The following is a 24,512-nucleotide window of genomic DNA, read 5'->3' as shown; positions in this document are numbered from 1 at the left end:
TCGCGGAGCCCGGCACCGTGCCGATGTCCAGGCCGTTGTCGGTGAAGCTGCCGCCATAGCTCATGAGCCTGTAGAGGCCCGGGCCGAAGCTGCCGCCCGCGGACTGCGCGATGTTCAAGGTGCCATCGAGTTGCAGGTTGCCGGTGACGTTGATCAGGTCGTTGAGCGCGCCGCCCGGAACACCGGCTTGGCCGAGTTCGTAGTTCAGCGTGGAGCCGCCGGCCAGGGTCAGCGCGCCCAAGGTCAAGGTGCCCGGGCTGTTGCCCGCGGCGAGGATGCCGCCCTTGTCGATCGTGACCGCGCCAGCGATGCTGCCGCTGCCCGCGAGGGTCGCGCCGCTCTGGACCTGCACCGCACCCGTGCCCGTCGCACTGACGCCCTTGTTGTTCACGCTCAGCGTGCCCGCACCGACGGTGGTACCGCCGGTGTAGGTGTTGGCGCCCGTGAGCGTGAGCGTGCCGCCGCCCACCTTGACGAGCGAACCGCCCATCCCGCTGATCGTGCCCGACAGCGTGGTGTTGTCGCCGCTCGCGCCCAACGTGAGCGCCTTGGCGCCGAGCACGAACTCGCCCGCGCCGCTCAGCGAGCCGAAGCTCACGCCGGTGGTCGCCTGGTCGATGCGCACCTGCGCGCCGGCCTGGTTGAGCACCGTGGCCTTGTCGGCCGTCGCGTCGCCCGCGAAGGCCAGCACGCCGCCCGCTGCGTTGGTGATGGTCGACGCACCCGCGCTCGCCTTGTCCTGGAAGCGCACCGTGCCCTGGTTGCCAATGGCCGCAGTGCCGGCATCGAAGCCGCCACCCAGTTGCAACGTAGCGCCCGAAGCCACGCTCGCCGCGCCGCTGCCCAGCGCTCCGGTCACGTCGGTGGCCAGCGTGCCGGCGTCGACGGAGGTACCGCCGGCGTAGCTGTTGGCGCTGCTCAACGTCAGCATGCCCGCGCCGATCTTGCGCAGCTTGCCACTGCCGCTCATCGTGCCCGCATAGCTGCCGGTCTTGGCCTGGTCGAACACGACCTCGGCGTCGTTGACGATGCCGCCCTGCAGGCTCGCCGTATTGCCTTGCAGCACGCCGGCCTTGACCGTGGTGCCGCCGGTATAGGTGTTGGTTCCGCCGAGGATCAGGCGCCCCACGTCGTCCTTCACCAGGCCACCCGCGCCGGTCAGCGCGACATTCACCGTGGCCGTGCGATCGACGTCCGTTCCCGAGCCATCACCCACGCGCACCACCGTGCCCGAAGCACCGAGCTCGATCGCATCGCCCTGCAGCACATAGCCATCGGCCGCGAACTGCGCGCCGTTGATGCGCACCGTGCCGCCCGCATTGCTGACCGTGACCGTGCCGCCCGTGCCGCTGAACACCGCGAACTGGTCCTGCGCCCAGGCCGCGTTGATCTTGCCGTCCGCACCGGTCCAGCCGTCGCCCGGCACGCCCACGCGCCAGGTGCCCGTGCCACCCGCGATCTTGCCGTCGTTGTACTTGGTGTTGTCGCCGCCATCCCAGAAGTTCAGCGACAGACCCGTGCGGTTCACCAGATTGACCTGCTGCGCCACCGAGGTCTGCACCTGCAGGTCCTTGGCCGCGACCGGCGCGCTGCCGATGTCCAGGCCGTTGTCGGTCAGGCTGCCGGTGTAGTCGATGAGGCGATAGATACCCGCGCCGAACACGCCGCCCTTCGATTGCGCCACGTTGAGCGTGCCGTCGAGTTGCAGATTGCCATTGACCTGCACACGGTCGTTGAGTGCGCCACCGGCCGTATTGGCCTGGCCCAGGTCGTAGTTGAGCACCGAGCCTTCGGCGAGGTTAAGGCCGCCCAACGTCAGCGTGCCGACGCCTGCGTTGCCCGCCGACAGCACGCCGCCCTTGGCGATGCTGACCGCGCCTGCGACGCTGCCATTGCCCGCCAGGGTTGCACCGCCCTGTACTTGGACGGCACCAGTACCCGTGGCGCTACCGCTCGCGTTGTTCACGGCCAGCGTGCCCGCAGCCACCGTGGTACCGCCGGTGTAGGTGTTGGCACCACTCAGCTCGAGCGTGCCGCTGCCCACCTTGACGACCGAACCACCGGCACCGCTGATCGTCCCCGACACCGTCGTGCTGGTGTTCAGTCCACCCGTTGTCAGCGCCTTCGCGCCCAGCAGCACGTTGCCCGCGCCTTCGAGCGAGCCGATGCCCACGCCCGCGTTCGTCAGGTTGCTGATGCGCAGCCGCGCCCCCGCGTTGTTCACCACCGTCGCCTGGTCCGCGCTCACGCGGTCGAACAGGTCGATCAAGCCGCCGCTCTCGTTGACCAGGCGTGCCTGGCCCGCGCTTGCATCGTCGAGCAGGTTGATCTGCCCGCCATCGAAGTTGGTGATCTGCGCCTTGCCTGCGTTCGCGTCGAACCACAGGGTGGTGATGCCGCCGCGGTTCTCGATCACGGCATTGCCCGCGCTCGAGGTACCGCGGAACTCGACCGTGGCGTCCTTGTTCGCCGTGATGGTCGCGCTGCCGGCAGAGCTGCTGTCGCTGAAGGCCAGGAAGCCGCCGTTGTCGGTCGGCGCACCGCCGCGCTGTGCCACGGTGATCGCGAGCTTGCCCGCGTCGGCCTTGTTGGTGAAGACCAGCGAGGCATTGCCCGCGACCGACACCGGGCCCGTGCCCAGTGCGCCCGTGACCAATGCCTCGACCGAGCCGGTCGCCACTTCGGTGCCGCCCGCGTAGCCGCTGGCCGCGCCGAGTTGCAGGGTGCCCAGGCCGGTCTTGCGCAGGCCGCCCGTGCCGCCGACCGTGCCGTTGAGCGCCACGGTGCGGATCAGGTCGATGTCGAAGCTGTTGACGCCCGCGCCCAGGCTCACGGCGCGCGTGCTCGTGGTGTCGCCGGTCACGTGCAGGGTGGTGCCCTCGAGCGCGAGACCACCGGTGGCCGCGCCGAGGTTGGCGTCCGATGCGATCTGCAGGATGCCGCCCTTGACGGTGGTGCCGCCGCTGTAGCCGTTGCTGCCCTCGAGCACCAGGGTGCCCAGGTCCTCCTTGACCAGGCCGCCGGTGCCGTTGAGTGCCGAGGCGATGGTCGCGGTCATGCCCGCGCCGGCCGCGGTGCCGTCGCCCACGCGCACGGTGGTGGCCGCGTTGCCGAGTTGGATCGCGTCGCCCTGCACGCGGTAGCCGTCGGTGGCGAACTGCGCGCCGGTGATGCGCACGGTGCCGTTGCCGCCGTCCACGCTGACGATGCTGGCGGTGCCGCTGAAGACGGCGAACTGGTCCTGCACCCAGGCCGCGTTGATCTTGCCGTCGGCGCCAGTCCAGCCGTCGCCCGGTACGCCCACGCGCCAGGTGCCCGATCCGCCGGCGATCTGGCCGTCGTTGTACTTGCTCGCGTCGCCGCCGTCCCAGAAGTTCAGCGACAGGCCCGCGCGGTTCACGAGGTTGACCTGCTTGGCCACCGAGGTCTGCACCTGCAGATCGGCCTTGGCGCCCGGTGCGCTGCCGATGTCCAGGCCGGCGTCGATCAGGCCGCCGGTGTAGCTGATGAGCCGGTACAGGCCCGCGCCGAAGCTGCCACCCGTGGACTGCGCGACGTTGAGCGTGCCGTCCAGGCGCAGGTCGCCATTGACGTTGACGAGGTCGTTGAGCGGACCGCCCACGGTGTTGGCCTGGCCGAGCTGGTAGTTCAGCACGGCGCCGTCGGCGAGGCTCAGGCCGCCCACCGTCAAGGTGCCGGGGCCGCCATTGCCGGCCGACAGCACGCCACCCTTGGCAATGCTGACCGCGCCCGCGATGCTGCCGCTGCCCGCGAGCGTGGCGCCGGACTGCACCTGGACCGCGCCCGTGCCCGTGGCGCTGCCAAGCGGGTTGTTCACGGCGAGCGTGCCCGCCGCGACGGTGGTGCCGCCGGTGTAGGTGTTGGCGCCGCTCAGCGTGAGCGTGCCGCTGCCCACCTTGACGATGGATCCGCCCGTGCCCGAGCCCGGCTGCACGAAGACGCTGCCCTTGTCGCTCACGGTGCCCCAGAGGGTGTCGGTGGTGTTCAGCCCGCCCACGGTGAGCTGCGTGGCGCCGAGCACCACGTTGCCCGCGCCCAAGAGCGAACCCAGTTCGACGCCGGTCTTGGCGGTCGAGCCCGACACGTCGACCACGCCGCCCGCGGCGTTGCTGACCGTGGCTCCCGCGCCCGAGCTGCTGTCGGCGAAGCGCACGAGGCCGCCGAAGGCATTGCTGATCTGCGCGCTGCCCGCCGTGGCGGTGCCGCCGAAGCCCAGCAGGCTCTTGGCGCCGTTGGCGATGGTCGCCGACCCGGCGCTGGCGTTCTCGAAGAAGCTGATCGAGCCGCCGGCATTCGTGATGCTCGACGTGCCCGCGCTCGTGTTGCCGCTGAACTGCACCGAGTTCGCGCCGACCATCTGCCAGGTCGCGCCATTGAGCGTGATCTTCGAGTTCGCGGCCGTGGCGTTCTGCGAGAACAGCAGCATGTTGCCGGCGTCCGCGCTCAAGGCGCGGCCCACGGTGTAGTCGTTGCCGCCCGCGCTCGCCGTGCCGGTGTACAGCAGCAGCGTGCCGTTGCCCTGCTGGCGCACCGCGCCGCTGCCGAGCACGCCGCTCGCGGTGGTGGTGATGCTCGCGCCGTCCTGCAGCAGCGTGCCGCCGCTGTAGCTGTTGGCCGTCACCAGGCCCAGGGTGCCGCCCTTGCCGGTGACGGTGAGCAGGCCCGTGCCGCTGACGAGGCCGCCCACGCCGAAGACGCTGTTGCCCAGGTCGATGGTGGCGCCGCCCGCGCCGAGCGCGAGCGCGCGCATGCTGAAGAACGGGGTGGAACCGGCCGCGATGCGCAAGGTGGCGCCATCGATCGCGAGCCCCGTGCCGAACGCGCCGAGGTTGTTGTCGGCCGCGATCTGCAGGATGCCGCCCTTGATGGTCGTGCCGCCGGTGTAGCTGTTGTTGCCGCTGAGCACCAGCGTGCCGCCGTCGTCCTTGACCAGTCCGCCCGCGCCGCCAATCGATGCGGCGATGGTCGCGGTCATGCCCGCGCTGGCATTGGTGCCGTCGCCCACGCGCACCACCGTCTGCGGGGCGCTGATCGTGAGCGGGTCGCCGTTGATCGTGTAGCCGTCGACCGCGAACTGCGCGCCGCCCAGGCGCACCGCGCCGCCCGTGCCCTTGTTGTCCACCGTGACGGTGCCGGCGGTGCCGCTGAAGATCGCAAAGCCGTCCTGCACCCAGGTGCCGTTGGCCAGGCCGTTGGCATCGGTCCAGTTGTCGCCGGGACTGCCCGCGCGCCAGGTGCCCGTGCCGCCCGCGATCTTGCCGTCGTTGAAGTTCGCGCTGTTGCCGCCGTCCCAGAGGTTGAGCACGAGGCCGTCGCTGTTGATCAGGTTGACCTGGTTCGCCACCGAGGTCTGCACCGCGAGCTTGTTCGTGGGTGCCGTGCCGATGTCCAGGCCGTTGTCGGTCAGCGCGCCGGTGTAGTTGATGAGGCGATACAGCCCCGCGCCGAACTTGCCGCCCGCGGTCTCGCTCACGTTGAGCGTGCCGTCGAGCTGCAGGTTGCCGTTGACGTTGATCAGGTCGTTGAGCGCGCCGCCCGCCACGCCGGCCTGGCCGAGCTGGTAGTTCAGCACGGAACCGGCCGCGAGGTTCAGGCCGCCGACGGTCAGCGTGCCGGGGCCTGCGTTGCCTGCGGACAGCACGCCGCCCTTGGCGACCGTGACCGCGCCCGCGATGCTGCCGCTGCCCGCGAGCGTGGCGCCCGCTTGTACTTGCACAGCACCAGTACCCGTCGCGCTGCCGCTCGCGTTGTTCACGGCCAGCGTGCCCGCGGCGATGGTGGTGCCACCGGTATAGGTATTGGCCCCCGTGAGCGACAGCGTGCCGCTGCCCACCTTGACGACCGAACCGCCCGCACCGCTGATCGTGCCCGACACGGTCGTGCTGGTGTTCAGCCCGCCCGTGGTCAGCGCCTTCGCGCCGAGGAACACGTCACCCGCGCCTTCGAGCGAGCCGATGCCCACACCCGCATTGGTGAGGCTGATGATGCGCAGTTTCCCGCCCGCGTTGTTCACCACCGTCGCCTGGTCCGCGCTCACGCGATCGGCCAGGTTGATCACCCCGCCGCTCTCGTTGACCAGGCGTGCCTGGCCCGCGCTCGCATCGTCGAGCAGGTCGACGCGACCGCCCGCGAAGTTCGTGATCTGCGCCTTGCCGCCATCCGCGTTGAACCACAGCGTGGTCGAGCCGCCCCGGTTCTCGATCACCGAGTTGCCCGCGCTCGATGTGCCGCGGAACTCGACCGTGGCGTCCTTGTTCGCCGTGATGGTCGCGCTGCCGGCAGAGCTGCTGTCGCTGAAGGCCAGGAAGCCGCCGTTGTCGGTCGGTGCGCTGCCGCGCGCGGCCACCGTGATCGCGAGCTTGCCCGCATCGGCCTTGTTGGTGAAGGCCAGCGAGGCATTGCCCGCCACCGACACCGGGCCCGTGCCCAGCGCATCCGTGACCTGTGCCTCGACCGAGCCCGCGGCGACATCGGTGCCGCCCACGTAGGCATTGGCCGCACCGAGCTGCAGGGTGCCCGCGCCGGTCTTGCGCAGGCTGCCCGCGCCGCTGACCGTGCCGTTCAGCGCGACCGTCTTGTCGATGACGAAGCTGTTGACGCCCGTGCCCAGACTCACGGCGCGTGCGCTCGTGGTGTCGCCTGTCACGTGCAAGGTGGCGCCTTCGAACGCGAGGCCGCCAGCGGCCGCGCCGAGGTTCGCATCCGAGGCGATCTGCAGCACCCCACCCTTGACGGTGGTGCCGCCGCTGTAGCTGTTGGCGCCCTCGAGCACCAGGGTGCCCAGATCGTCCTTGACCAGGCCGCCGGTGCCGGTGATGTCGGACGCGATGGTCGCGGTCATGCCAGCGCCCGCGGCGGTGCCGTCGCCCACGCGCACCGTCGTGGCCGGAGCGCCGATCGTGAGCGCATCGCCGTTGACCGTGTAGCCGTCGACCGCGAACTGCGCGCCACCGATGCGCACCGCGCCGCCCGCGCCCTTGTTGTCCACCGTGACCGTGCCGGCGGTACCGCTGAAGATGGCGACACCGTCCTGCTGCCAACCGCCATTGAGCGTGCCGTCGACGCCGGTCCAATTCGCGGTCGAACCGCCCGCGCGCCAGGTGCCGCTGCCGCCCGCGACCTTGCCGTCGTTGAAGTTCGCCGGATCGGCGCCGTCCCACAGCGTGAGCGTCACGCCTTCGCTGTTGATCAGGTTGACCTGCTTGGCCACCGCGGTCTGCACCTGCAGGTTCTTCGCATCGGTCGGCGCGGTGCCGATCTCCAGGCCGTTGTCGATCAACGTGCCCGTGTAGTCGATCAGGCGATAGAGCCCGGCCCCGAACTTGCCGCCCTGCGATTGCGTCACGTTGAGTGTGCCGTCGAGCTGCAGGTTGCCGTTGACGCTGATCATGTCGTTGAGCGCGCCGCCCGCCACGCCGGCCTGGCCCAGTTCGTAGTTCAGCACGGAGCCGGCCGAGAGGTTCAGGCCGCCGACGGTCAGCGTGCCGGCGCCGCCATTGCCCGCCGACAGCACGCCGCCGTCGGCCACCGTGACCGTCCCCGCGATGCTGCCGCTGCCCGCGAGCGTCGCGCCAGCCTGGACCTGCACCGCGCCCGTGCCGGTCGCGCTGCCGCTCTTGTTGTTCACGCTCAACGTGCCCGCGGCCACCGTCGTGCCGCCCGCATAGGTGCTGGCGCCGGTGAGATCGAGGCTGCCGCTGCCAGCCTGCGCCAGGCTGCCGGACCCGCCGATGCTGCCGCCGAAGCTCACGGCGTCGGAACGATCGAAGGCCAGCTCGCCGTTGGCGACCACGTCGCCCGAGATGCTGCCCGCCGTGCCGCCGTTGCCGATCTGCAGCCGGGTGCCCGCGGCAATCGTGGTCGTGCCGCCGGGGACCCTCGTCGTCAACGAGCCCGTGACCACCGCGCCCTTGCTCACGTCGAACGAGAGATTGTCGGCGGCCACCTTGCCGGTGATGCTCAGTGCCCGTCCATTGGCAAAGCTGAAGCCGCCGGTTCCGGGGACGCTGCCGGCGTCGAAATCGCCCAGGGTCGCGACCATGTTGGCGCCGGTCAGGTTGACGACGCCCACGGCGCTGCCGCTCAGGGTGTCGGCGACGATCGCGCCGGAACTCGTCTGCCCGATCGCGCCGGTCGAGAACAACACCGTGTCGGTTGCGCTCACCGTGCCGGAGATCGACAGGTTGCTTCCCATCAGGTAGGTGCTGGCACCGCCGTCCACCTTGCCCGTGACGTTCAGCTGGAGACCGCTCTTCACGGTCAGGCCCTGCGCGCTGAAGTCGCCGAGCGTGCCGATCTGGTTGGCCTCGTTGGAGAGCGCGACCGCGCCTGCGGCACTGCCGGTCAGCGTGCCCGCGGTGATCGTGCCGCTGGACTGCGCGATGCCCTGGCTGCTGTTCAGGCTCAGGGTGCCGGCCGTCTCGACATCGGCGGCCAATGCAATGCCATCGCGCCCGCCCAGCGTGACGTTGCCGCCGCGCACGGTGTTGCTGATGCCCAGTTGCCCGCCTTCCGCGGCGAGGACCACGTTGCCGGTGCCGGCATCGATGGCCTGGCTCGGCAGCACGAGCTGGCCGCCCGCGACCACCGAGACGCTGCCATTCGTGCCGTTGGCCAGCGAAGACACTGTGAGGTCGTTGCGGTCGCGGATGGCAATGCTGCTGCCCTGCAGGCTGACCGCGCCGCCGAAGTCGTTGTTCGCATCGGTCAGCGCGATGGCGCCTGTCGCGTCGAAGCTGCTGGTGCCGACGACCGACAGCGCACCGGTCTGCGTGATCGCGCCGCCGCTCGTGAGGCCCAGCGTGCCGCCGACCGCGCCGGCGCCCAGCGTCAGGCCCGAGGCAGCGGCGATCGAGGTGTTGCCGCCGGTGATGCCCAATGCGCCGCCGAAGCTGTTGCTCCCTTGCGTCAGCGTGATGGTGCCCGTGCCTGCATTCAGCGTGGTGGTGCCGGCGACCGCCAGCGCACCGGACTGAACGATGGCGCCGTTGTTGCTCGTGGCATTGATCGAGGCGGCGCTTCCCTGGCCGAGCGAGAGCGCTCCGTTGCTGGTTGCGGTGAGGTCGCCCGTTGCGAGGTTGCCCAGCGTCAATGCGTTCGCGTCGGTGATCTCCGTCGTGCCGCCGGTCAGATGCACCACGCTGCCGAAGTCGTTGCCCGTGTTGTTGAGCGTGATGGCGCCAGTGCCCGCCGCGGCGGAGATGGTAGTCGTGCCGGCGACGCTGATCGCCCCGCCCTGGACGACGGCACCGCTCGTGCTGGTGGCATCGATCGATGCGGCACTGCCTTGCCCGAGCGACAGCGCGCCGCCGCTCACGGCGGTCAGCGCGCCGGTCGCGATGTTGCCCAGCGTCAGGGAATTGGCGGCATTGATCTGCGTGGCGCCGCCCGCGAGGTTGACGAAGCCGCGGAAGTCGTTGGCCGTGTTCGTGAGCGAGATCGCGCCACCGTTCGCTTCGATACTCAGCGCCGCGCCAGCGTCGATAGCGCCGGTCAGAGCGATGGCGGAGCCCGTGCTCGTGATGGCGCCCGTGTTGGCCATGACCACCACGCTGCGCGCGCTCGTCAGATCGCCGGTCGCTGAGAGCGTACCGCCGTCGAGCACGAGCCTGCCGAGGCCCAGGTTGGCATCGCTGGCGACCTGCAGCACGCCATTGCGAACGACCGAGTCGCCCGTGTACACGTTGTTGCCGCTGAGCACCAGCGTGGCGCCGCTTGTTTGCGTGAGGTCACCGCCACCCGAGATCACGCCCGAGAGTTGCACCCCGTTCGCGCCCGAGACGGTCAGCCCGCCGGTGCCGAGAACGACGTCGTTGGCGAGCGAGAGACCGGGTACCGCAGCTTCCAGCGCCCCGCCGTTCGAAGTGACCGCGCCCTTGCCCAGCGACAGCGCGTTGTCGATCACCGCGGTCGCGCCCGATCCCAGCGTGGCCTGCGTGGCACCCGACACGCCGTTCAGCGTCCAGGTGCCGCTCGCGACATCGAGCTGGTTGAAGTTCAGATATTTGCTGTTCGAGAGGGTGCCCGTGAGCGAGGTGCCCTGTTGCAGGCGCAGCGTGTTGTTGCCGCCCAAGCCGCCGTCGACCATGCCCGCGGCGGCGAAATTGACCGTGACGGCGCCGATGCCCAGGTTGGTCGCCAGTGCAGTTCCCCCTGCCGCATTGACCGACGAGTCGGTCGTCGCCACGAACAGGTTGGTGCTGTTGGCGCCGAGGGCGACGCTGCCATTCACGGTGCCCGAATTGGTGAAGGTATTGCCCCCGGCCGAGGAGCCCAATCCGACGCGCCCGGTGATGGTGCCGGAGTTGTCCACGTTCACCCGACCGCCGCCATAGCCCACCATCACCCCTGCGTCGGGAGCGCTCAAGGTTGCCCCGAAGATGGGGGCCGTGGACATCGTGCCCGTGTTGGTGATGTTCGAGGTGCCCCCGGCCCCGTTCTGAATCGCCAGCGCCATCCCGGTCAGCCCCACCGACAGGCCCCGGGTCCCGCCGAGGATGCCGTTGTTGGTCACGGTCTGCGTGCTTCCCGCCGCGTTGCCCATGACCACACCCGACGACAACACGCCCAGGCCCGAGCCCAGGAGGGTCGGATCGATTCGGCCGTTGTTGGTCAGCGTGTCGTTGGAGCCCGTGAGCGTCATCGCATTGCCGCCCACGCCCAGGAGCACGCCCACGCTGCCGCCCGGGTTCACCGTCACGTTCAGGTTGTTGCTGCCATTGGCGTAGCTCGGCGCCAGCGGGTTGGCCGCGCCGCTGCAGCTCACGTTCGAGCCTGCTGTCGTGCATGCCGCCTGAGCGGGGAAGAAGCTCGTAGCGAACAGGGCGAGCGCCGCGCCCGCAACGGCGGTCGATACGCTGCGCTTGCCGCGGGAACGGGTCGTTTCCGGTACGGCGACCCAACTGCCCGTGGCTGCATTCCAGAGGCTTCTGAAGGCGATGTTCATGGGGATGTCTCGATGTCTTGTTGACGGTTAGAACGTTTTGACACAATTATGAATTGCAGCGCAATGTTTCCTAACTGTTAATTCAGCTTTTGGTCAGTCTTGAGCTCGGGCCGTTGCGAAGAGAGAACAGTCCAGCCTCCCCGGTCGGAACGGGACACGCTCTCGCCGGCAGCACTTTCCAAGGCGCGCGACCGCAGTTTTTTCCAAGCCGCGGCGTCCCGCCGTTCCTAAGCTCTGGCCACCTTCGTTCAACCGCCATAGCCCATGCCATCCCAAAGCGACCTTTTCCACTGCCTGCATTCGGGCCCCGCGCCCCTGATCCTCGTGAACGCCTGGGACGCCGCCAGCGCCCGCGTCATCGAACGCGCCGGCGCGAGCGCCATCGCCACCACCAGCGCGGGCATCGCGTGGTCGCTCGGCTATGCGGACGGCGAACGGATGCCCGCCGATGAACTGGTCGCGGCCTGCGCGCGCATCCGCCGCGTGGCGCGCGTGCCGCTCAGCGTGGACCTCGAACGCGGCTACGGCGACAGCACGCAGGCCGTGCGCGACGTGGCGGCCGCGCTCATCGACCTGGGCGTGGCCGGCATCAACATCGAGGACGGCACACGGCCGGGCACGCGCGAGCTGGCGCCGCCCGAAATGCTGTGCGAGCGCATCGCCGCGATCCGTGCGCTCGATGGGCGCTTCTTCATCAATGCGCGCACCGACACGCACATCGTTCCCTGGGATGACCCGGCGGCGCGCTTCGAGGAAACGCTGCGCCGCGCGACGCTCTGCGCGGCGGCGGGCGCGGACGGCATCTTCGTGCCCGGCCTGTCGAGCCCCGAGGAAATCGAAGGCCTGTCCCGCGCGGTGGCCCTGCCGGTGAACGTGTACGGGGGCTATGCCGGCGCGCCCCCGGCCGAGAGCTTCGCGCGGGCTGGCGCGCGTCGCATCAGCCTCGGCTGCGGCCCGCTGCAGGCGGCGCTGGGCCTGGTGGGCCGGCTCGCGAGCGAGGCCTTCGCGCACGGCCGCTTCGATGCGATGGACGAACGCATGCTGTCGGTCGGCGAGCTCAACGCGCTCTTTTCACCCGCCGCATGAAAATTCAGTTTTCATTAATGCGAATCACTCTCATTTAGTGCTATAGTCGAGCCAAGTCACCAACCAGCTTCATTCCAAAGCGACCACCGCCACCATGCAAGCTCTCCTCTCTCAAGGAAGCCAACCGTCCCCGTCGGGACTGCCGAGCCAACGTCCGACCCTGCGCGTGCGCCGCGCGGCCGCGCCGCAGCCCGTCGACGTGACGGCCGAGGCCTTCGTGCACGCGCCGGTGCTCGCGGACGAAGTCGCCCGTGAAGCCGCCGCGCAGGCGACGGCCAGCCTCGACAGCGCCGCGCTGCTGCGCGGCCAGAAGGTGGTCGAGATCTCGCACAACGGATTCGTGTACAGGCTGCAGGCCACCAAGCTGGGCAAGCTCATCCTGACCAAGTAGTTTCAGTTTCATCGTGGGGCGACTCCGAGACTCAACGGTCTCCAAGGGTCGTTTTTTGCTAGCCATCGGTTCACCGGCCAGCCATGCATTTTTTTCCCACGCCGACGAACATCGACCGGACGCACGCGCATGGACGAGCACGCCGCCGCTCCCGACCTGAAGCAGACCGGGCTCAAGGCCACCCTGCCCCGCCTGAAGGTGCTGGACCTGTTCCGCACCAGCAAGCAGCGGCACATGGCGGCGGAAGACGTCTACCGCCAGCTGGTGGCCGAGCAGACCGACCTCGGCCTGGCCACCGTCTACCGCGTGCTGGCCCAGTTCGAGCAGACGGGCCTGCTCAAGAAGAGCCAGCTCGGCAACAACAAGGCCGTCTACGAACTCAACGACCGTGAGCGCCACCACGGCCACCTGGTGTGCACCAAGACGGGCGACGTGCTCGAGTTCTTCGACCCCGAGATCGAGAACCGCCTGAAGGTCATCGCGGCGGAGCTGGGCTACGAGCTCTCCGACTACGTGGTCACGGCCTTCGGCGCGCGGCGCTAGCGACCATGCGTGATCGAGCGGCGAGATGCCAGGCCCCGAGGCGGGCCCGGCCCGTCGTTCCGCTCTCCCAAACTCGGATCCACGGCACGGCCACTCGCTCCCGCGTCGACGCCTTGTTACAGGCTCGCGAGATACTCGGGCGGTGAACCCGCCGTCTCTCTTTCTCCCTTCCCACCACGACCCGCTGATCGTCGCGGCCTCGCTGCTGATCGCCACCCTGGCCTCTTTCGTCGCCCTCGACCTGTCGCGGCGCATGCGCGGGAGCGCCGGGGATTTCCGGCCGCTGTGGTGGAGCGTGGGCTCGGTGGTGCTGGGCACGGGCATCTGGTCGATGCATTTCGTGGGCATGCTGGGCTTCACGCTGCCGATCGAGCTGGGCTTCTCGGGCTGGTACACCTTCCTGTCGTGGGTCGCGGCGGTCGCGGCCTCCGGGGTGGCGCTATGGGTCGCGAGCCGGCCCAACTACAGCCTCGGGCGGCTGGGCGTGGCCTCGCTGGTCATGGGCGGCGGCATCTGCGGCATGCACTACATCGGCATGGCGGCGCTGCAGATGGCGCCCGGCATCCTGTGGCAGCCGGTGATCGTGGCGCTGTCCGCGCTGGTGGGCGTCGGAGCCTCCGCCGCGGCCTTGCTCATCATGCGCAACCTGGGCCGCGTGAGCACCGCCCGGCGCCCCGCCGTGCAACTGCTGGCGGCGCTGGTGATGGGCATCGCGATCTGCGGCATGCACTACACCGGCATGGCCGCGGCCAACTTCGCGCCCGATTCGGTCTGCCTGAGCGCCAACGAACTGCACGGCGCGGGGCTCACGGTGATCGTGGTGCTGGCTTCGTGCGTGCTGCTGCTGGGCACGTTGCTCGGCTCGATCCTCGAGGGGCGCATGCAGGTGGTCACGCAGCGCCTGGCCAACTCGCTCGAGAACGCCAACGCCGAACTCACGCAGGCCAACCGCGAACTGCAGCGCTACGCCTTCACCGATGCGCTCACCGGCTTGCCCAACCGCGTGCTGTTCGAGGACCGGCTGCAGCACGCGCTGGCGCGCATGGCGCGCGTCAACCAGCCGCTGGTGAAGGAACGCGTGGCGATCCTGTTCGTCGACCTCGACGGCTTCAAGCCGATCAACGACTCCTTCGGCCACGCGGCCGGCGACGAGATCCTGCGCGCCGCGGCCAGGCGGCTCGGGGAGGTCGCGGGCGACGGCGACACGGTGGCGCGCATCGGCGGCGACGAGTTCCTGCTGCTGCTCGAGGGCGTGAGCGACGCGGCGGAGGCCGCGCAGGTAGCCAACCGCGCGCTGCGCCGGCTGGCCGAGCCCTTCTCGCTGCAGGACAAGCCGCTGCAGATCGCCTGCTCGATCGGCATCGTGGTCTACCCGGGCCAGGGCGAGCCCGACAAGCTCGTGGCCAATGCCGATGCCGCGATGTACATCGCCAAGCGCGCCGGCGGCGCGAACTACGTGATGTTCGAATCGCACATGGGCTCCGACGTGGCGGCGCAGCTGCGGCTGCAGAGCGACCTGCGCCGGGCCGTCGACCTGAACCAGTTCGAGCTGCACTACCAGCCGAAGATGGACGGGCGCGACGGCTCGCTCAGCGGCGTGGAGGCGCTGGTGCGCTGGAACCACCCCGAGCTCGGCCTGATCGGGCCCGCGCAGTTCATCGGCCTGGCCGAGCGCTTCGGCATGATCGTGCGCCTGGGCGACTGGATCCTCGACGAAGCCTGCCGGCAGATCGCGCTGTGGCGCGCGCAGGGCCTGTCGATGCCAGTGGCGGTGAACCTGTCGGTGATGCAGCTGCGCGAGGTCGATTTCGTCGAGCGCGTCGAGCGCGCGCTGACCCGGCATGCGGTGCCGGCCTCGCTGCTGCTGTGCGAGATCACCGAGTCGGTGGCGATGGAGGACATCCGCGCCACGCACCGCACCTTCGAGGGCCTCGCGGCCGTGGGCGTGTTCCTGTCGATCGACGATTTCGGCACCGGCTACTCGAGCCTGAGCCAGTTGCGCCGGTTGCCGGCGCGCCAGGTCAAGATCGACCGCAGCTTCGTGCAGGACCTCGAATCCAAGGAGGACTCGCGCGCCGTGGTCGACGCCGTGATCCGGCTCGCGCATGCGCTGGGCCTGAGCGTGGTGGCCGAGGGGGTCGAGAACGAGATCCAGCGCGACATCCTGCTGACGATGGGCTGCGACGAACTGCAGGGCTTCCTGTACTCGCGCGCGCTGCCGGCCTCGCAGCTGTTCGACTGGCTCGCGGTGCGCGCCGCAGCCTAGGACGCGTCCAGCACCTCGCGCACCCGCACCGCCAGTTCCTCGATCGTGAAGGGCTTGCCGATCAGGTGCACGCCCGCGTCGAGCACGCCGTTGTGCACCACCGCGTTGCGCGTGTAGCCGGTGGTGAACAGCACCTTGAGTCCGGGCCGCCGCCGCAGCGCCTCGTCGGCCAGCTTGCGGCCGTTGGTCTCGGGCATCACCACGTCGGTGAACAGCAGCTGGATCTCGGGATGGGCGTCAATCAGCTTCAGCGCCGCCGCGGCGCCGTCGGCCTGCAGCACGCGGTAGCCGAGTTCGGTGAGCGCGGCCACCGTCAGCTGGCGCACCGCGGGCTCGTCCTCCACCACGAGGATCAGCTCCTCGGTGCCGCCCAGCGGTGCATCGGGGGCGGCCTCGGCCTTCTCGTCCTCGGCGGGCGCGCCGAGCAGGCGCGGCAGGTAGACCTTCACGGCCGTGCCCTCGCCGACCTCCGAATAGATCTTCACGTGGCCGCCCGACTGCTTGACGAAGCCGTAGACCTGGCTCAGGCCCAGTCCGGTGCCGCGGCCCACTTCCTTGGTGGTGAAGAAGGGGTCGAAGGCCTTGGCGACCACGTCGGCGGGCATGCCCGAGCCGGTGTCGCTGACGGCGATCATCACGTACTGCCCGGCCGAGAGGCCGAGGTGCTCGACCGCATAGCGCTCGTCGAGGTGGGTGTTGGCGGTCTCGATGGTGAGCCGCCCGCCGTCGGGCATGGCGTCGCGCCCGTTGACCGCGAGGTTGAGGATCACGTTCTCGAGCTGGTTGGGGTCGGCATGCGTGCGCCACAGGCCGCCGGCCAGCACGGTCTCGAGCTGGATCGCGCCGCTGAGCGAGCGGCGCAGCAGGTCCGACATGCCCGCCACCAGCCGGTTGGCATCGAGCGACTCGGGACGCAGCGGCTGCTGGCGCGAGAAGGCGAGCAGCCGTTGCGTCAGCAGCGCGGCGCGCTTCGCACCGTCGCGCGCGGCCTCGACGTAGCGCCGGGCGCGAACGTCGTCGACCGCGAGCTGACGCCCCAGCAGGTCGAGCGAGCCGATCACCACCGCGAGCATGTTGTTGAAGTCGTGCGCGATGCCGCCGGTGAGCTGGCCCACCGCCTCCATCTTCTGCGCCTGGCGCAGCGCCTCCTCGGTCTTCAGCCGCTGCGCGACCTCCTCGGCCACGCGGTGCTCGAGCGAGTCGTTGAGCTCGAGCAGCGCGCGCTCGGCGCGGTGGCGCTGGGTCACGTCCTGGAACAGCACCGCGACCTGGCGGCGCTCGGGCGGCTCGACGCGGAAGGCCGCCAGCTCGAGGAAGCGGCCGGTGCGCACCAGTTCGCGCTCGAAGCGCACCGGCTCGCCCGTGAGCAGCACGCGGCGGTAGATGTCGACCCAGCCGTCGGCCTCGTCGGGCACCATCTCGCGCACCCGCTGTCCCACCACGTCGGCGATGCCGGCATTGGCCAGGTAGGCCGGGTTGGCCGTGACGTGGATGTAGTCGCTCATCGGCCCGTGCGGGCCGTCGAGGAATTCGATGACGCAGAAGCCCTCGTCGATGGTCTCGAACAGGGTGCGGAACTGCCGGTGGCTCTCGCGCAGCGCGAGCTCGGCCGCCTTGCGCTCGGTCAGGTCGAGCATGGCACCGATCATGCGCAGCGGCCGGCCCTGCGCGTCGCGCAGCACCGTGCCGCGGTCGAACACCGCGGCATGGCTGCCGTCCTTGCGCAGGAAGCGGTATTCCTGCGTCCAGGCCGTGCCGCCGCCGTCGATCACCGCATGGATGCCGGTCTCGACGCGCTCGCGGTCCTCGGGATGGATGTGGTCCAGCCACCAGTCGGCGCTGGTCTCTTCCTCCGTGTGGCCGAACAGCGTGGTCAGCGCCTGGTTCCAGACCACGTGGCCGTCGGACAGGCGCCAGTCCCAGACCGCGTCGTTGGTGGCCAGCACCGCGAGCCGGTAGCGCTCCTCGGTCTCCATGCGCTGCGCCTGGCGCCGCGTCGCCTCGTCCTCCTCCACGGCCAGCCGGCGCTGGGTCAGCACCTTGTCGGTGGTTTCCCAGACCGTGCACAAAAGGCCATGCACGGCGCCTCGTTCGTCGCGCAGCGGCGCATAGGAGAAGGTGAACCAGGTCTGTTCCTCGCGACCCTCGCGGTTCACCACGAGCGGCAGGTCTTCGCGATAGACCGGGCTGCCGGACAAGGCGGTCTGGACCAGCGACCCGACGTCGGGCCAGATCTCCGCCCAGACCTCGGCCAGCGGCGCCCCCATGGCCCGGGGATGCTTGCCCCCGAGGATCCGGGCGTAGGGCTCGTTGTAGACCATGCCGAGCCGCGGGCCCCACGCCAGCCACATCGGCACGGCGGAGTCCTGCATCAGCGACACCGCGTGGCGCAGTGCGCCCGCCCAGCCCTGGGGCGGCCCGAGCGCCGAGCGGGTCCAGTCGTACTCGCGCAGGAACGCGGCGGCGGGCGTGCCGTCCGGCCGGAAATGCCCGCCATGCTGCAGTGCGGTGCCGGGCCCGCCGTGTGTCTCGCTGTTCTTCATGAGTGCGTCCGCGTGCTGGGCGCATCCCTCGATACGCCTGTCCAGGGCGGTATCGTAGGGGCGCCGCGGGGCGGGACGCGTCGGCGGGCAGGCCGTTTTGGCGCGGACTTCGCGCCACCGGCAACGGGGACGGGGTCAGGCGCTTGCGTCGGGCAGAAGCACCAGCTTGCCGAAGGTGCGCCGCTCCTGCAGGTCGCTCAAGGCACGCGGCAATTCGCTGAAGCCGTAGCGGCCACCCACGTCGGCATGCAGCTGCCCCTGCCTGAAACCCGCCAGCACGTCGTCCAGCGCCTGCCCGATCAGCGGCAGGTCGCGCTCATGGCTCCAGTAGATGCCCAGCGCCGAGGCGCTCTTGAGCAGGAGCCGGTTGGCGCGGATCTCGGGAATGCGCCCGCTCGAGAAACCCACGAGGCACAGGCGCGCGCCGTGGGCCAGGCACTTGACGCTGCGGTCCGTGATATCGCCCCCCACGGGATCGATGACCACATCCACGCCCTTGCCGCCGGTGGCCTGCATCACCTGCTCGACCCAGTCGTCCTCGCGGTAGTCGATGCAGACCGAAGCGCCGCGCTCCCTGCAGCGCGCGAGCTTGTCCTGGCCACCCGCGGTGGCGATGACGCGCGCACCGGCCCGAACCGCGAGCTGGGTGGCCGCCAGCCCGACCCCGCCGGCGGCCGCGTGCACCAGCACCGTCTCGCCGGCGTGCAACCGGGCGCGCGCGAACAGGGCGATCCACGCGGTCGGCCAGACCACCGGCAGCGCGGCGGCCTCGGCCAGCGGGACCTCCTCGGGCACGCGCACCAGCCATGAGGCCTCGGCCACCGCGAACTGCGCGAAGCCGCCCCACAGGACCTTGGTGGCGACCCGGTCGCCGGGGCCGAAGGCGCCACCGCCCGAGACGCTCTCGACGATGCCGCTGATCTCCTGGCCCGGGGTGAAGGGCAGCGGCGGCCGGATCTGGTAGGCGCCGCGCGCCATCAGCACGTCCGAGAAGTTGAGCCCGGCCGCCGCCACCCGTACCAGTACCTGGCCCGGCTTGGGATGCGGCAGCGGCATCTCCATGAGCTCCGGGGCCTGAGTGGTGTCCCTGACGATCCACGCCTTCATACGGCCCCCCGCGCGCGCAGTTGCGCAAGATCCGCCGGCGCGATGCCGATGCCCTGCAACACCTCGTCGGTGTGCGCGCCCAACAAGGGGTCGGCCTGGACCTTCGCCGGATCTCCCGAAGAGAACACGGCCGGCTGCAGCACGAACGGCCAGGGGCGCTCGGCATCCTGCGCCTGGGCGACGCGTCCTCGATCCTGCCGCGCGGACTGCGCATGGGCCTGCTGCAGATCCCAGACCGGGCCCGCGGGCACGTCGGCCTCCAGGCAGGCCTGGACCACCTCGTCCACGGTCCGCTCGCGCGACCATGCCGTGATCGCCGCCTTCAGCGCCGGCTCGTTGCGCGCGCGCTGCGGGTTGTCGACGAAGCGCGGATCCTCGACCCACTCGGGCTTGCCGATCAACGGCGCGAAGCGGCGGAAGAACCCGTCGTTGCTGACCACGATCACCACCCAGCCGTCGCGGGCCTCGAAGCAGTCCACCGGCGAGGTCACGGGATGGCGGTTGCCCACGCGCTGCGGCGCCGTGCCGCTGGCGAACAGGCGGCTCGCGCTGGTGAGCTGCAGGGCCAGCATCGCATCGAACATCGACAGGTCGATCTGGCGCCCCTGGCCATCCCGTTCGCGAGCGAACAGAGCCGTCATCAGCGACCAGGCACCGAACAGGCCCGTCACGAGGTCCGCCACCGAGTCGCCCACGCAGGTGGGTTCCTGCCCGGGACGGCCCGTGGTGCTCATGAGCCCGGACATGGCCTGGATGATCAGGTCATAGGCCGGTCGCCCCTTGAATTCGCCCTGCTGCCCGAAGCCCGAGATGCTCAGGTACACCAGCGAGGGATTGCGCGCCTTCAGCGTCTCGTAGTCCACCCCCAGCCGCTGCGCGACGCCGGGGCGGAAGTTCTCGACCACCGCATCGGCGGTGTCGATCAGCGCATACAGCATCTCGCGCGCGCGCTCGTCCTTGAGATTGAGCGTGACGCTCTTCTTGTTGCGGTTCAGCAAGGAGAAGTAGACGCTGCGGCCGTCGACGAAGGGGCCGAAGTGGCGCGAATCGTCGCCGGTCACGGGCGTCTCGATCTTGATCACCTCGGCCCCCACGTCGGCCAGCAGCGCGGTGCAGTAAGGCCCCGACATCACGCGCGACAGGTCGACGATGCGCAGGCCATTCAGAAGTTGTTGTTGGGTCATGAGAGGGTCATCCCAGAAGAAGGCTGTCGTCGCTGAGTTCCTTGCCGCTGCGCTGGGAGAACAGCGCCAGCAGGTCCGGAACATCGAGCCGCTCGCGTTCGCTGCCGGCGATGTCGAAGACGATGCGCCCCTGGTGCAGCATGATGGTCCGGTCGCCGTGATCGAGCGCCTGGCGCATGCTGTGCGTGACCATCAGCACCGTGAGCTTCAATTCGCGCACGAGGTCGTCGGTGAGCTTCATCACGAACTCCGAGGTGCGCGGATCGAGCGCGGCCGTGTGCTCGTCGAGCAGCAGCAGCTTCGATTCGTTGAGCGACGCCATCAGCAGGCTGATCGCCTGGCGCTGCCCACCCGAGAGCAGGCCCATGCGGTCGTGCAGCCGGTTCTCCAGGCCGAGGCCGAGCCGGGCCAGCGCCGCGCGGATGCGCTCGCGCCGAGGCGCCGTCACCGCGTGACCCAGTCCGCGCGCATGGCCACGCGCCAGCGCGATGGACATGTTCTCCTCGATCGTCAGTTCCTCGCAGGTGCCCGCCAGCGGGTCCTGGAAGACGCGGGCGATGGCACCGGCGCGACGCGCGACCGGCCAGCCGGCGATGGCTTCGCCATCGATCGTGACGGCCCCGCCGGTGGGGGTCGTCTCTCCCGCCAGCACATTGAGCAAGGTCGACTTGCCGGCGCCGTTGGAACCGATCACCGTGATGAACTGCTGCTGGGGGATGTCCAGCGACAGGCCGCGCAGCACGTGGTTCTCGAGCGCGGAACCGGCGTTGAAAACGACATCGAGCTTCTCGACCCTGATCATGCTTTTCTCCCGCGCAACGCGCCGGCCAGGCCCACGCCGGGCGCGACCAGTGCCAGTGCCACGAGCGCCGCGGTCACCATGTTCAGGTCCGAGGGCGTGAGCCCGATGCTGTCGACGTCCAGGGCCAGCGCCACCGCGATGCGGTAGAGCACGGCGCCCACCAGCGCGGACAAGGTCGCGCGCACGATGGTCGTGTTCCTGATCAGCACCCCGCCGCCGATCACGGCGGCAAAGCCGACGACCACCACGCCGCCGCCCATGTTGACGTCGGCCGAGCCCTGCGTCTGCGCGAAAAGCGCACCGCCGAGGGCGGACAGTCCGTTCGCCATGGCGAGCCCCAGCCAAGTCATGCGGCCGGTGTGGATGCCGTAGGCCGCCGCCATGCGCGGATTGGCGCCGGTCGCCCGCAGGGCCAGCCCGGTCTCGGAAGCGAGGAAGCGGTTGAGCAGCAGCACGATCGCCGTGCACAGCAGGACGAGCACGAGCGGCACCGCATAGGCACTGCCGGCGAAGTGCGTGGCCAGGCCCGTGAACACCGTGTCCGTGCCCAGCAAGGGCGTGTTGGGCCGCCCCATGATGCGCATGTTGATCGAGTACATCGCGACCGAGGCCAGGATGCCGCTGAGGATGTGCAGGATGCGCAGCCGGACATTGAGGAAGGCCGTGAGCGAGCCCGCGAGCATGCCGGCGACGAAGGCCAGCAAGGTGGCCAGATAGGGGTTGGCGCCCGCGACGATCGATGCGGCGGCCACGGCCCCGCCGAGCGGGAAGCTGCCCTCCACCGTGATGTCGGGAAACTTCAGCAGGCGAAAGGTGATGTAGGTGCCGAGCGCGACGAAGCCGAAGATCAGCCCCGTCTCGAGCGCGCCCAGCAAGGCGTAGAAATTCATCCCGCCCTCCTCAGCGATTGACGATGTTGGCCTGGCGGGCCACGTCGTCCGGGATGCTCAGGCCCGCGGCCTGCGCGGCGCGCTGGTTCACGACCGTGCGAAACACCTGCGGCGTTTCCACGTCGATATCGCCGGGCTTCGCGCCCTTGAGGATCCTGACCACCTGGCGGGCCGCTTCCTCGCCGACGGCGTTGTAGTCGAAGCCGATCGAGGCGACCGCGCCGCGCTCCACGGTGCGGGTCTCGGCCGTGAACACGGGAATCTTCTGTTCCTGGCCGATGCGCACCGCCGATTCGAGCGCCGCGTACACGGTCGGATCGTTGGGAATCCAGACCACGTCCGTCTTGCCCACGAGCGAACGCATGGCCGAACCGACCTCGTTGGAGGTGGGCGCATTCGCCTCGACCAGCGTCATGCCATGGGCCTTGAGCAGCGGCTTGAGCACCTCGATCTGGTAGCGCGAGCCATCGAGCCCGGTGTTGTAGATCACCCCCAGGCGCCTGGCCTGCGGCATGAAGGCCTTGATCAGGCGCAGCTGCCGCTCGATCGGCGCGAGGTCGGAGATGCCGGTGGCGTTACCGCCCGGACGCTTCAGCGAAGGGACCACCTTGGCGCCGAGCGGATCGGTCACCACGGTGAAGACCACGGGCACCGTCCTCGTGGCCGACAAGGCGGCCTGCGCCATCGGCGTGGTGATGGTGACGATCACGTCGGGCGCCTCGCCGACGAACTTGCGCACGATCTGCGTGGCGATGCCCGCGTTGCCCTGCGCCGACAGGTAGTCGAGCCTGAGGTTCTGGCCCTCGACATAGCCCGCGCCGCGCAGCGCGTCCACCAGCCCCGTCTTGACCTGGATCAGTTGGGGAATGTCGACCATGTTCGCGATCGCCACGTGCTTGTTCTGCGCCGAGGCCATCGACGCGCCGACGACGAGCCCGAGGGCCAGGAAGTACCTTGTCCATTTCATGACGTGCTCCTTCAGAGTCAGGCTGCCAGCGAAGGCAGGTCCAGTTGGCGCTCGCGCGCGGTGCGCGCGGCGATCTCGTAGCCCGCGTCGGCATGACGCATCACGCCGGTGGCGGGATCGTTCCAGAGCAGCCGCGCGATGCGCTCGTCGGTGCCTTGCGTGCCATCGGCCACCAGCGCCATGCCCGCGTGGATCGAATAGCCCATGCCCACGCCGCCGCCGTGATGGATGCTGACCCAGTCGGCACCGCAGGCCGTGTTGAGCAGCGCATTCAGGAGCGGCCAGTCGGCCACGGCGTCGGAACCGTCGAGCATGCCTTCGGTCTCGCGGTTCGGACTCGCCACCGAGCCCGAATCCATGTGGTCGCGGCTGATGGCGATCGGCCCGCTGAGCTCGCCGTTGCGCACCATCTCGTTGATCGCGAGCCCGGCGAGATGCCGCTCGCCCAGGCCGAGCCAGCAGATGCGCGCGGGCAGGCCCTGGAACCTGACGCACTCGCGCGCCATCGTGAGCCAGCGGCCCAGCGCCTGGTCTTGCGGGAACAAGGCGCGCAGGCGCTCGTCCGTCTTGTAGATGTCCTGCGGATCGCCCGAGAGCGCGACCCAGCGGAAAGGCCCCTTGCCCTCGCAGAACAGGGGCCGGACATAGGCCACCACGAACGACGGAAAGTCGAAGGCCTGCGTCACGCCCTCATCGAGCGCGACCTGGCGGATGTTGTTGCCGTAGTCGAACACCACGGCGCCGCGCGCCTTGAAGTCCAGCATCGCGCGCACATGCAGCGCGATCGATGCGCGCGCCGCCTGCTCGACCGCGCGGGGGTCGCTCGTGCGCGCCGCCTCCCAACGCGCCACGTCCCAGCCGGCGGGCAGGTAGCCGTGCAGCAGGTCGTGCGCGGCGGTCTGGTCGGTCACCACGTCGGGACACAGGCCGCGCCGGACGATCTCGGGCAGGACCTCGGCGGCATTGCCGCACAGCGCGATCGACAGCCCGCGGCGCTGCGCGCGTGCCTCGTCGACGAGTTCGAGCGCATGCGCGAGATCGCGCGCCTGCACGTCGAGGTAGCCGGTGCGCAGGCGCATGTCGATGCGGCTCTGCTGGCACTCCACCACGAGGATCGCGGCCCCCGTCATCCGCCCGGCCAGGGGTTGCGAGCCGCCCATGCCGCCGAGCCCCGCGGTGAGCATCCATCGGCCCTCCATCGAGCCGCCGAAATGCCGGCGCCCGACCTCCGAATAGGTCTCGTAGGTGCCCTGCACGGTGCCCTGGCTGCCGATGTAGAACCAGGAGCCGGCCGTCATCTGGCCGAACATCATGAGGCCCTTGCGCTCGAGCTCGTTGAAGTGGTCCTGCGTGGCCCATTTGGGCACGAGGTTGGAATTGGCGATCAACACGCGCGGCGCCATCGCATGGGTCCGGAACACGCCCACGGGCTTGCCGGATTGCACCAGCAGGGTGTGGTCGTCGTCCAGCCGCTCGAGCGTTTCGACGATGCGATCGAAGGCGTTCCAATTGCGCGCCGCGCGCCCCACGCCGCCATAGACGATCAATTGCGCAGGATTCTCCGCAACGTCCGGATCGAGGTTGTTCATCAGCATGCGCAACGGCCCTTCCGTGCGCCAGCTGCGGGCTCGAAGTTCGCTCCCGCGGGCTGCGCGAACGACCCGGGGCAACGATGTCTCGTGAGGCAATTTCTTCTCCTGTGCGGTCCATGCCAAGGCGGCCGATTCAGCGTTGCCACCAATTCCATTGCTCATGGATCCGGAGAAA

12 protein-coding genes are annotated in these 24,512 nt (G+C 69.8%); 4 read left to right on the top strand and 8 right to left on the bottom strand.

Annotated features, from left to right (window positions below):
- The coding region (locus ACODT0_RS03095; RefSeq protein WP_489040550.1) for an autotransporter-associated beta strand repeat-containing protein at positions 1-10,966 on the bottom strand (10,966 nt) is incomplete at its 3' end.
- Positions 10,967-11,230: 264 nt separating this feature from the next.
- Here ACODT0_RS03095 and ACODT0_RS03090 point away from each other — a divergent pair.
- The 4 genes from ACODT0_RS03090 (at position 11,231) to ACODT0_RS03075 (ending at position 15,252) form a co-directional block, all read left to right on the top strand.
- Positions 11,231-12,052, top strand: a complete 822-nt coding sequence (locus ACODT0_RS03090) for an isocitrate lyase/PEP mutase family protein (protein WP_489040549.1) — start codon at positions 11,231-11,233, stop codon at positions 12,050-12,052.
- A 229-nt stretch (positions 12,053-12,281) separates the two neighbouring features.
- A complete protein-coding gene (gene hemP, locus ACODT0_RS03085; protein ID WP_261211258.1) occupies positions 12,282-12,443 on the top strand; it encodes a hemin uptake protein HemP in 162 nt (53 codons plus the stop codon).
- Positions 12,444-12,572: 129 nt separating this feature from the next.
- On the top strand, positions 12,573-12,986 hold the full coding sequence (locus ACODT0_RS03080) for a ferric uptake regulation protein (RefSeq protein WP_057594672.1): 414 nt from the start codon (positions 12,573-12,575) through the stop codon (positions 12,984-12,986).
- A gap of 142 nt (positions 12,987-13,128) precedes the next feature.
- Positions 13,129-15,252, top strand: a complete 2,124-nt coding sequence (locus ACODT0_RS03075; RefSeq protein ID WP_057594671.1) for a putative bifunctional diguanylate cyclase/phosphodiesterase — start codon at positions 13,129-13,131, stop codon at positions 15,250-15,252.
- Here the strand turns inward: ACODT0_RS03075 and ACODT0_RS03070 are convergent.
- From ACODT0_RS03070 to hutU, 7 genes are all read right to left on the bottom strand, one after another.
- Positions 15,249-17,795 (bottom strand): PAS domain S-box protein, encoded by a 2,547-nt coding sequence (locus ACODT0_RS03070; RefSeq protein WP_489040548.1) that lies wholly within the window; start codon positions 17,793-17,795, stop codon positions 15,249-15,251. The genes ACODT0_RS03075 and ACODT0_RS03070 overlap by 4 nt on opposite strands.
- A gap of 135 nt (positions 17,796-17,930) precedes the next feature.
- Positions 17,931-18,851, bottom strand: a complete 921-nt coding sequence (locus ACODT0_RS03065) for an NADPH:quinone oxidoreductase family protein (RefSeq protein ID WP_489040547.1) — start codon at positions 18,849-18,851, stop codon at positions 17,931-17,933.
- 47 nt (positions 18,852-18,898) lie between these two features.
- Positions 18,899-20,086, bottom strand: a complete 1,188-nt coding sequence (locus ACODT0_RS03060) for a CaiB/BaiF CoA transferase family protein (RefSeq protein WP_489040545.1) — start codon at positions 20,084-20,086, stop codon at positions 18,899-18,901.
- Positions 20,087-20,093: 7 nt separating this feature from the next.
- Positions 20,094-20,888 carry an ABC transporter ATP-binding protein gene (locus tag ACODT0_RS03055; RefSeq protein WP_057594667.1) on the bottom strand — a complete coding sequence of 265 codons (795 nt, stop codon included), beginning with the start codon at positions 20,886-20,888 and terminating at the stop codon, positions 20,094-20,096.
- Positions 20,885-21,778, bottom strand: a complete 894-nt coding sequence (locus tag ACODT0_RS03050) for an ABC transporter permease (protein ID WP_489040544.1) — start codon at positions 21,776-21,778, stop codon at positions 20,885-20,887. Before ACODT0_RS03050 ends, ACODT0_RS03055 begins: the two co-directional genes overlap by 4 nt.
- Positions 21,779-21,788: 10 nt before the next feature.
- Positions 21,789-22,745, bottom strand: a complete 957-nt coding sequence (locus ACODT0_RS03045) for an ABC transporter substrate-binding protein (protein ID WP_057598460.1) — start codon at positions 22,743-22,745, stop codon at positions 21,789-21,791.
- Positions 22,746-22,762: 17 nt separating this feature from the next.
- Positions 22,763-24,499 (bottom strand): urocanate hydratase, encoded by a 1,737-nt coding sequence (gene hutU / locus ACODT0_RS03040; RefSeq protein WP_489040543.1) that lies wholly within the window; start codon positions 24,497-24,499, stop codon positions 22,763-22,765.
- Between the last annotated feature and the right edge of the window lie 13 nt (positions 24,500-24,512).

This window comes from Variovorax sp. FG153 (assembly GCF_057809595.1).
This window is presented reverse-complemented; position numbering and strand designations above follow the sequence as displayed.

Bases quoted from the DNA above. Each gene is read 5' to 3' on its own strand.
- ACODT0_RS03090 (WP_489040549.1), top strand. From the start codon at position 11,231: ATGCCATCCCAAAGCGACCTTTTCCACTGCCTGCATTCGGGCCCCGCG.
- ACODT0_RS03080 (WP_057594672.1), top strand. From the start codon at position 12,573: ATGGACGAGCACGCCGCCGCTCCCGACCTGAAGCAGACCGGGCTCAAG.
- ACODT0_RS03070 (WP_489040548.1), bottom strand. From the start codon at position 17,795: ATGAAGAACAGCGAGACACACGGCGGGCCCGGCACCGCACTGCAGCAT.
- ACODT0_RS03065 (WP_489040547.1), bottom strand. From the start codon at position 18,851: ATGCCGCTGCCGCATCCCAAGCCGGGCCAGGTACTGGTACGGGTGGCG.
- ACODT0_RS03060 (WP_489040545.1), bottom strand. From the start codon at position 20,086: ATGACCCAACAACAACTTCTGAATGGCCTGCGCATCGTCGACCTGTCG.
- ACODT0_RS03055 (WP_057594667.1), bottom strand. From the start codon at position 20,888: ATGATCAGGGTCGAGAAGCTCGATGTCGTTTTCAACGCCGGTTCCGCG.
- ACODT0_RS03050 (WP_489040544.1), bottom strand. From the start codon at position 21,778: ATGAATTTCTACGCCTTGCTGGGCGCGCTCGAGACGGGGCTGATCTTC.
- ACODT0_RS03045 (WP_057598460.1), bottom strand. From the start codon at position 22,745: ATGAAATGGACAAGGTACTTCCTGGCCCTCGGGCTCGTCGTCGGCGCG.
- hutU (WP_489040543.1), bottom strand. From the start codon at position 24,499: ATGAGCAATGGAATTGGTGGCAACGCTGAATCGGCCGCCTTGGCATGG.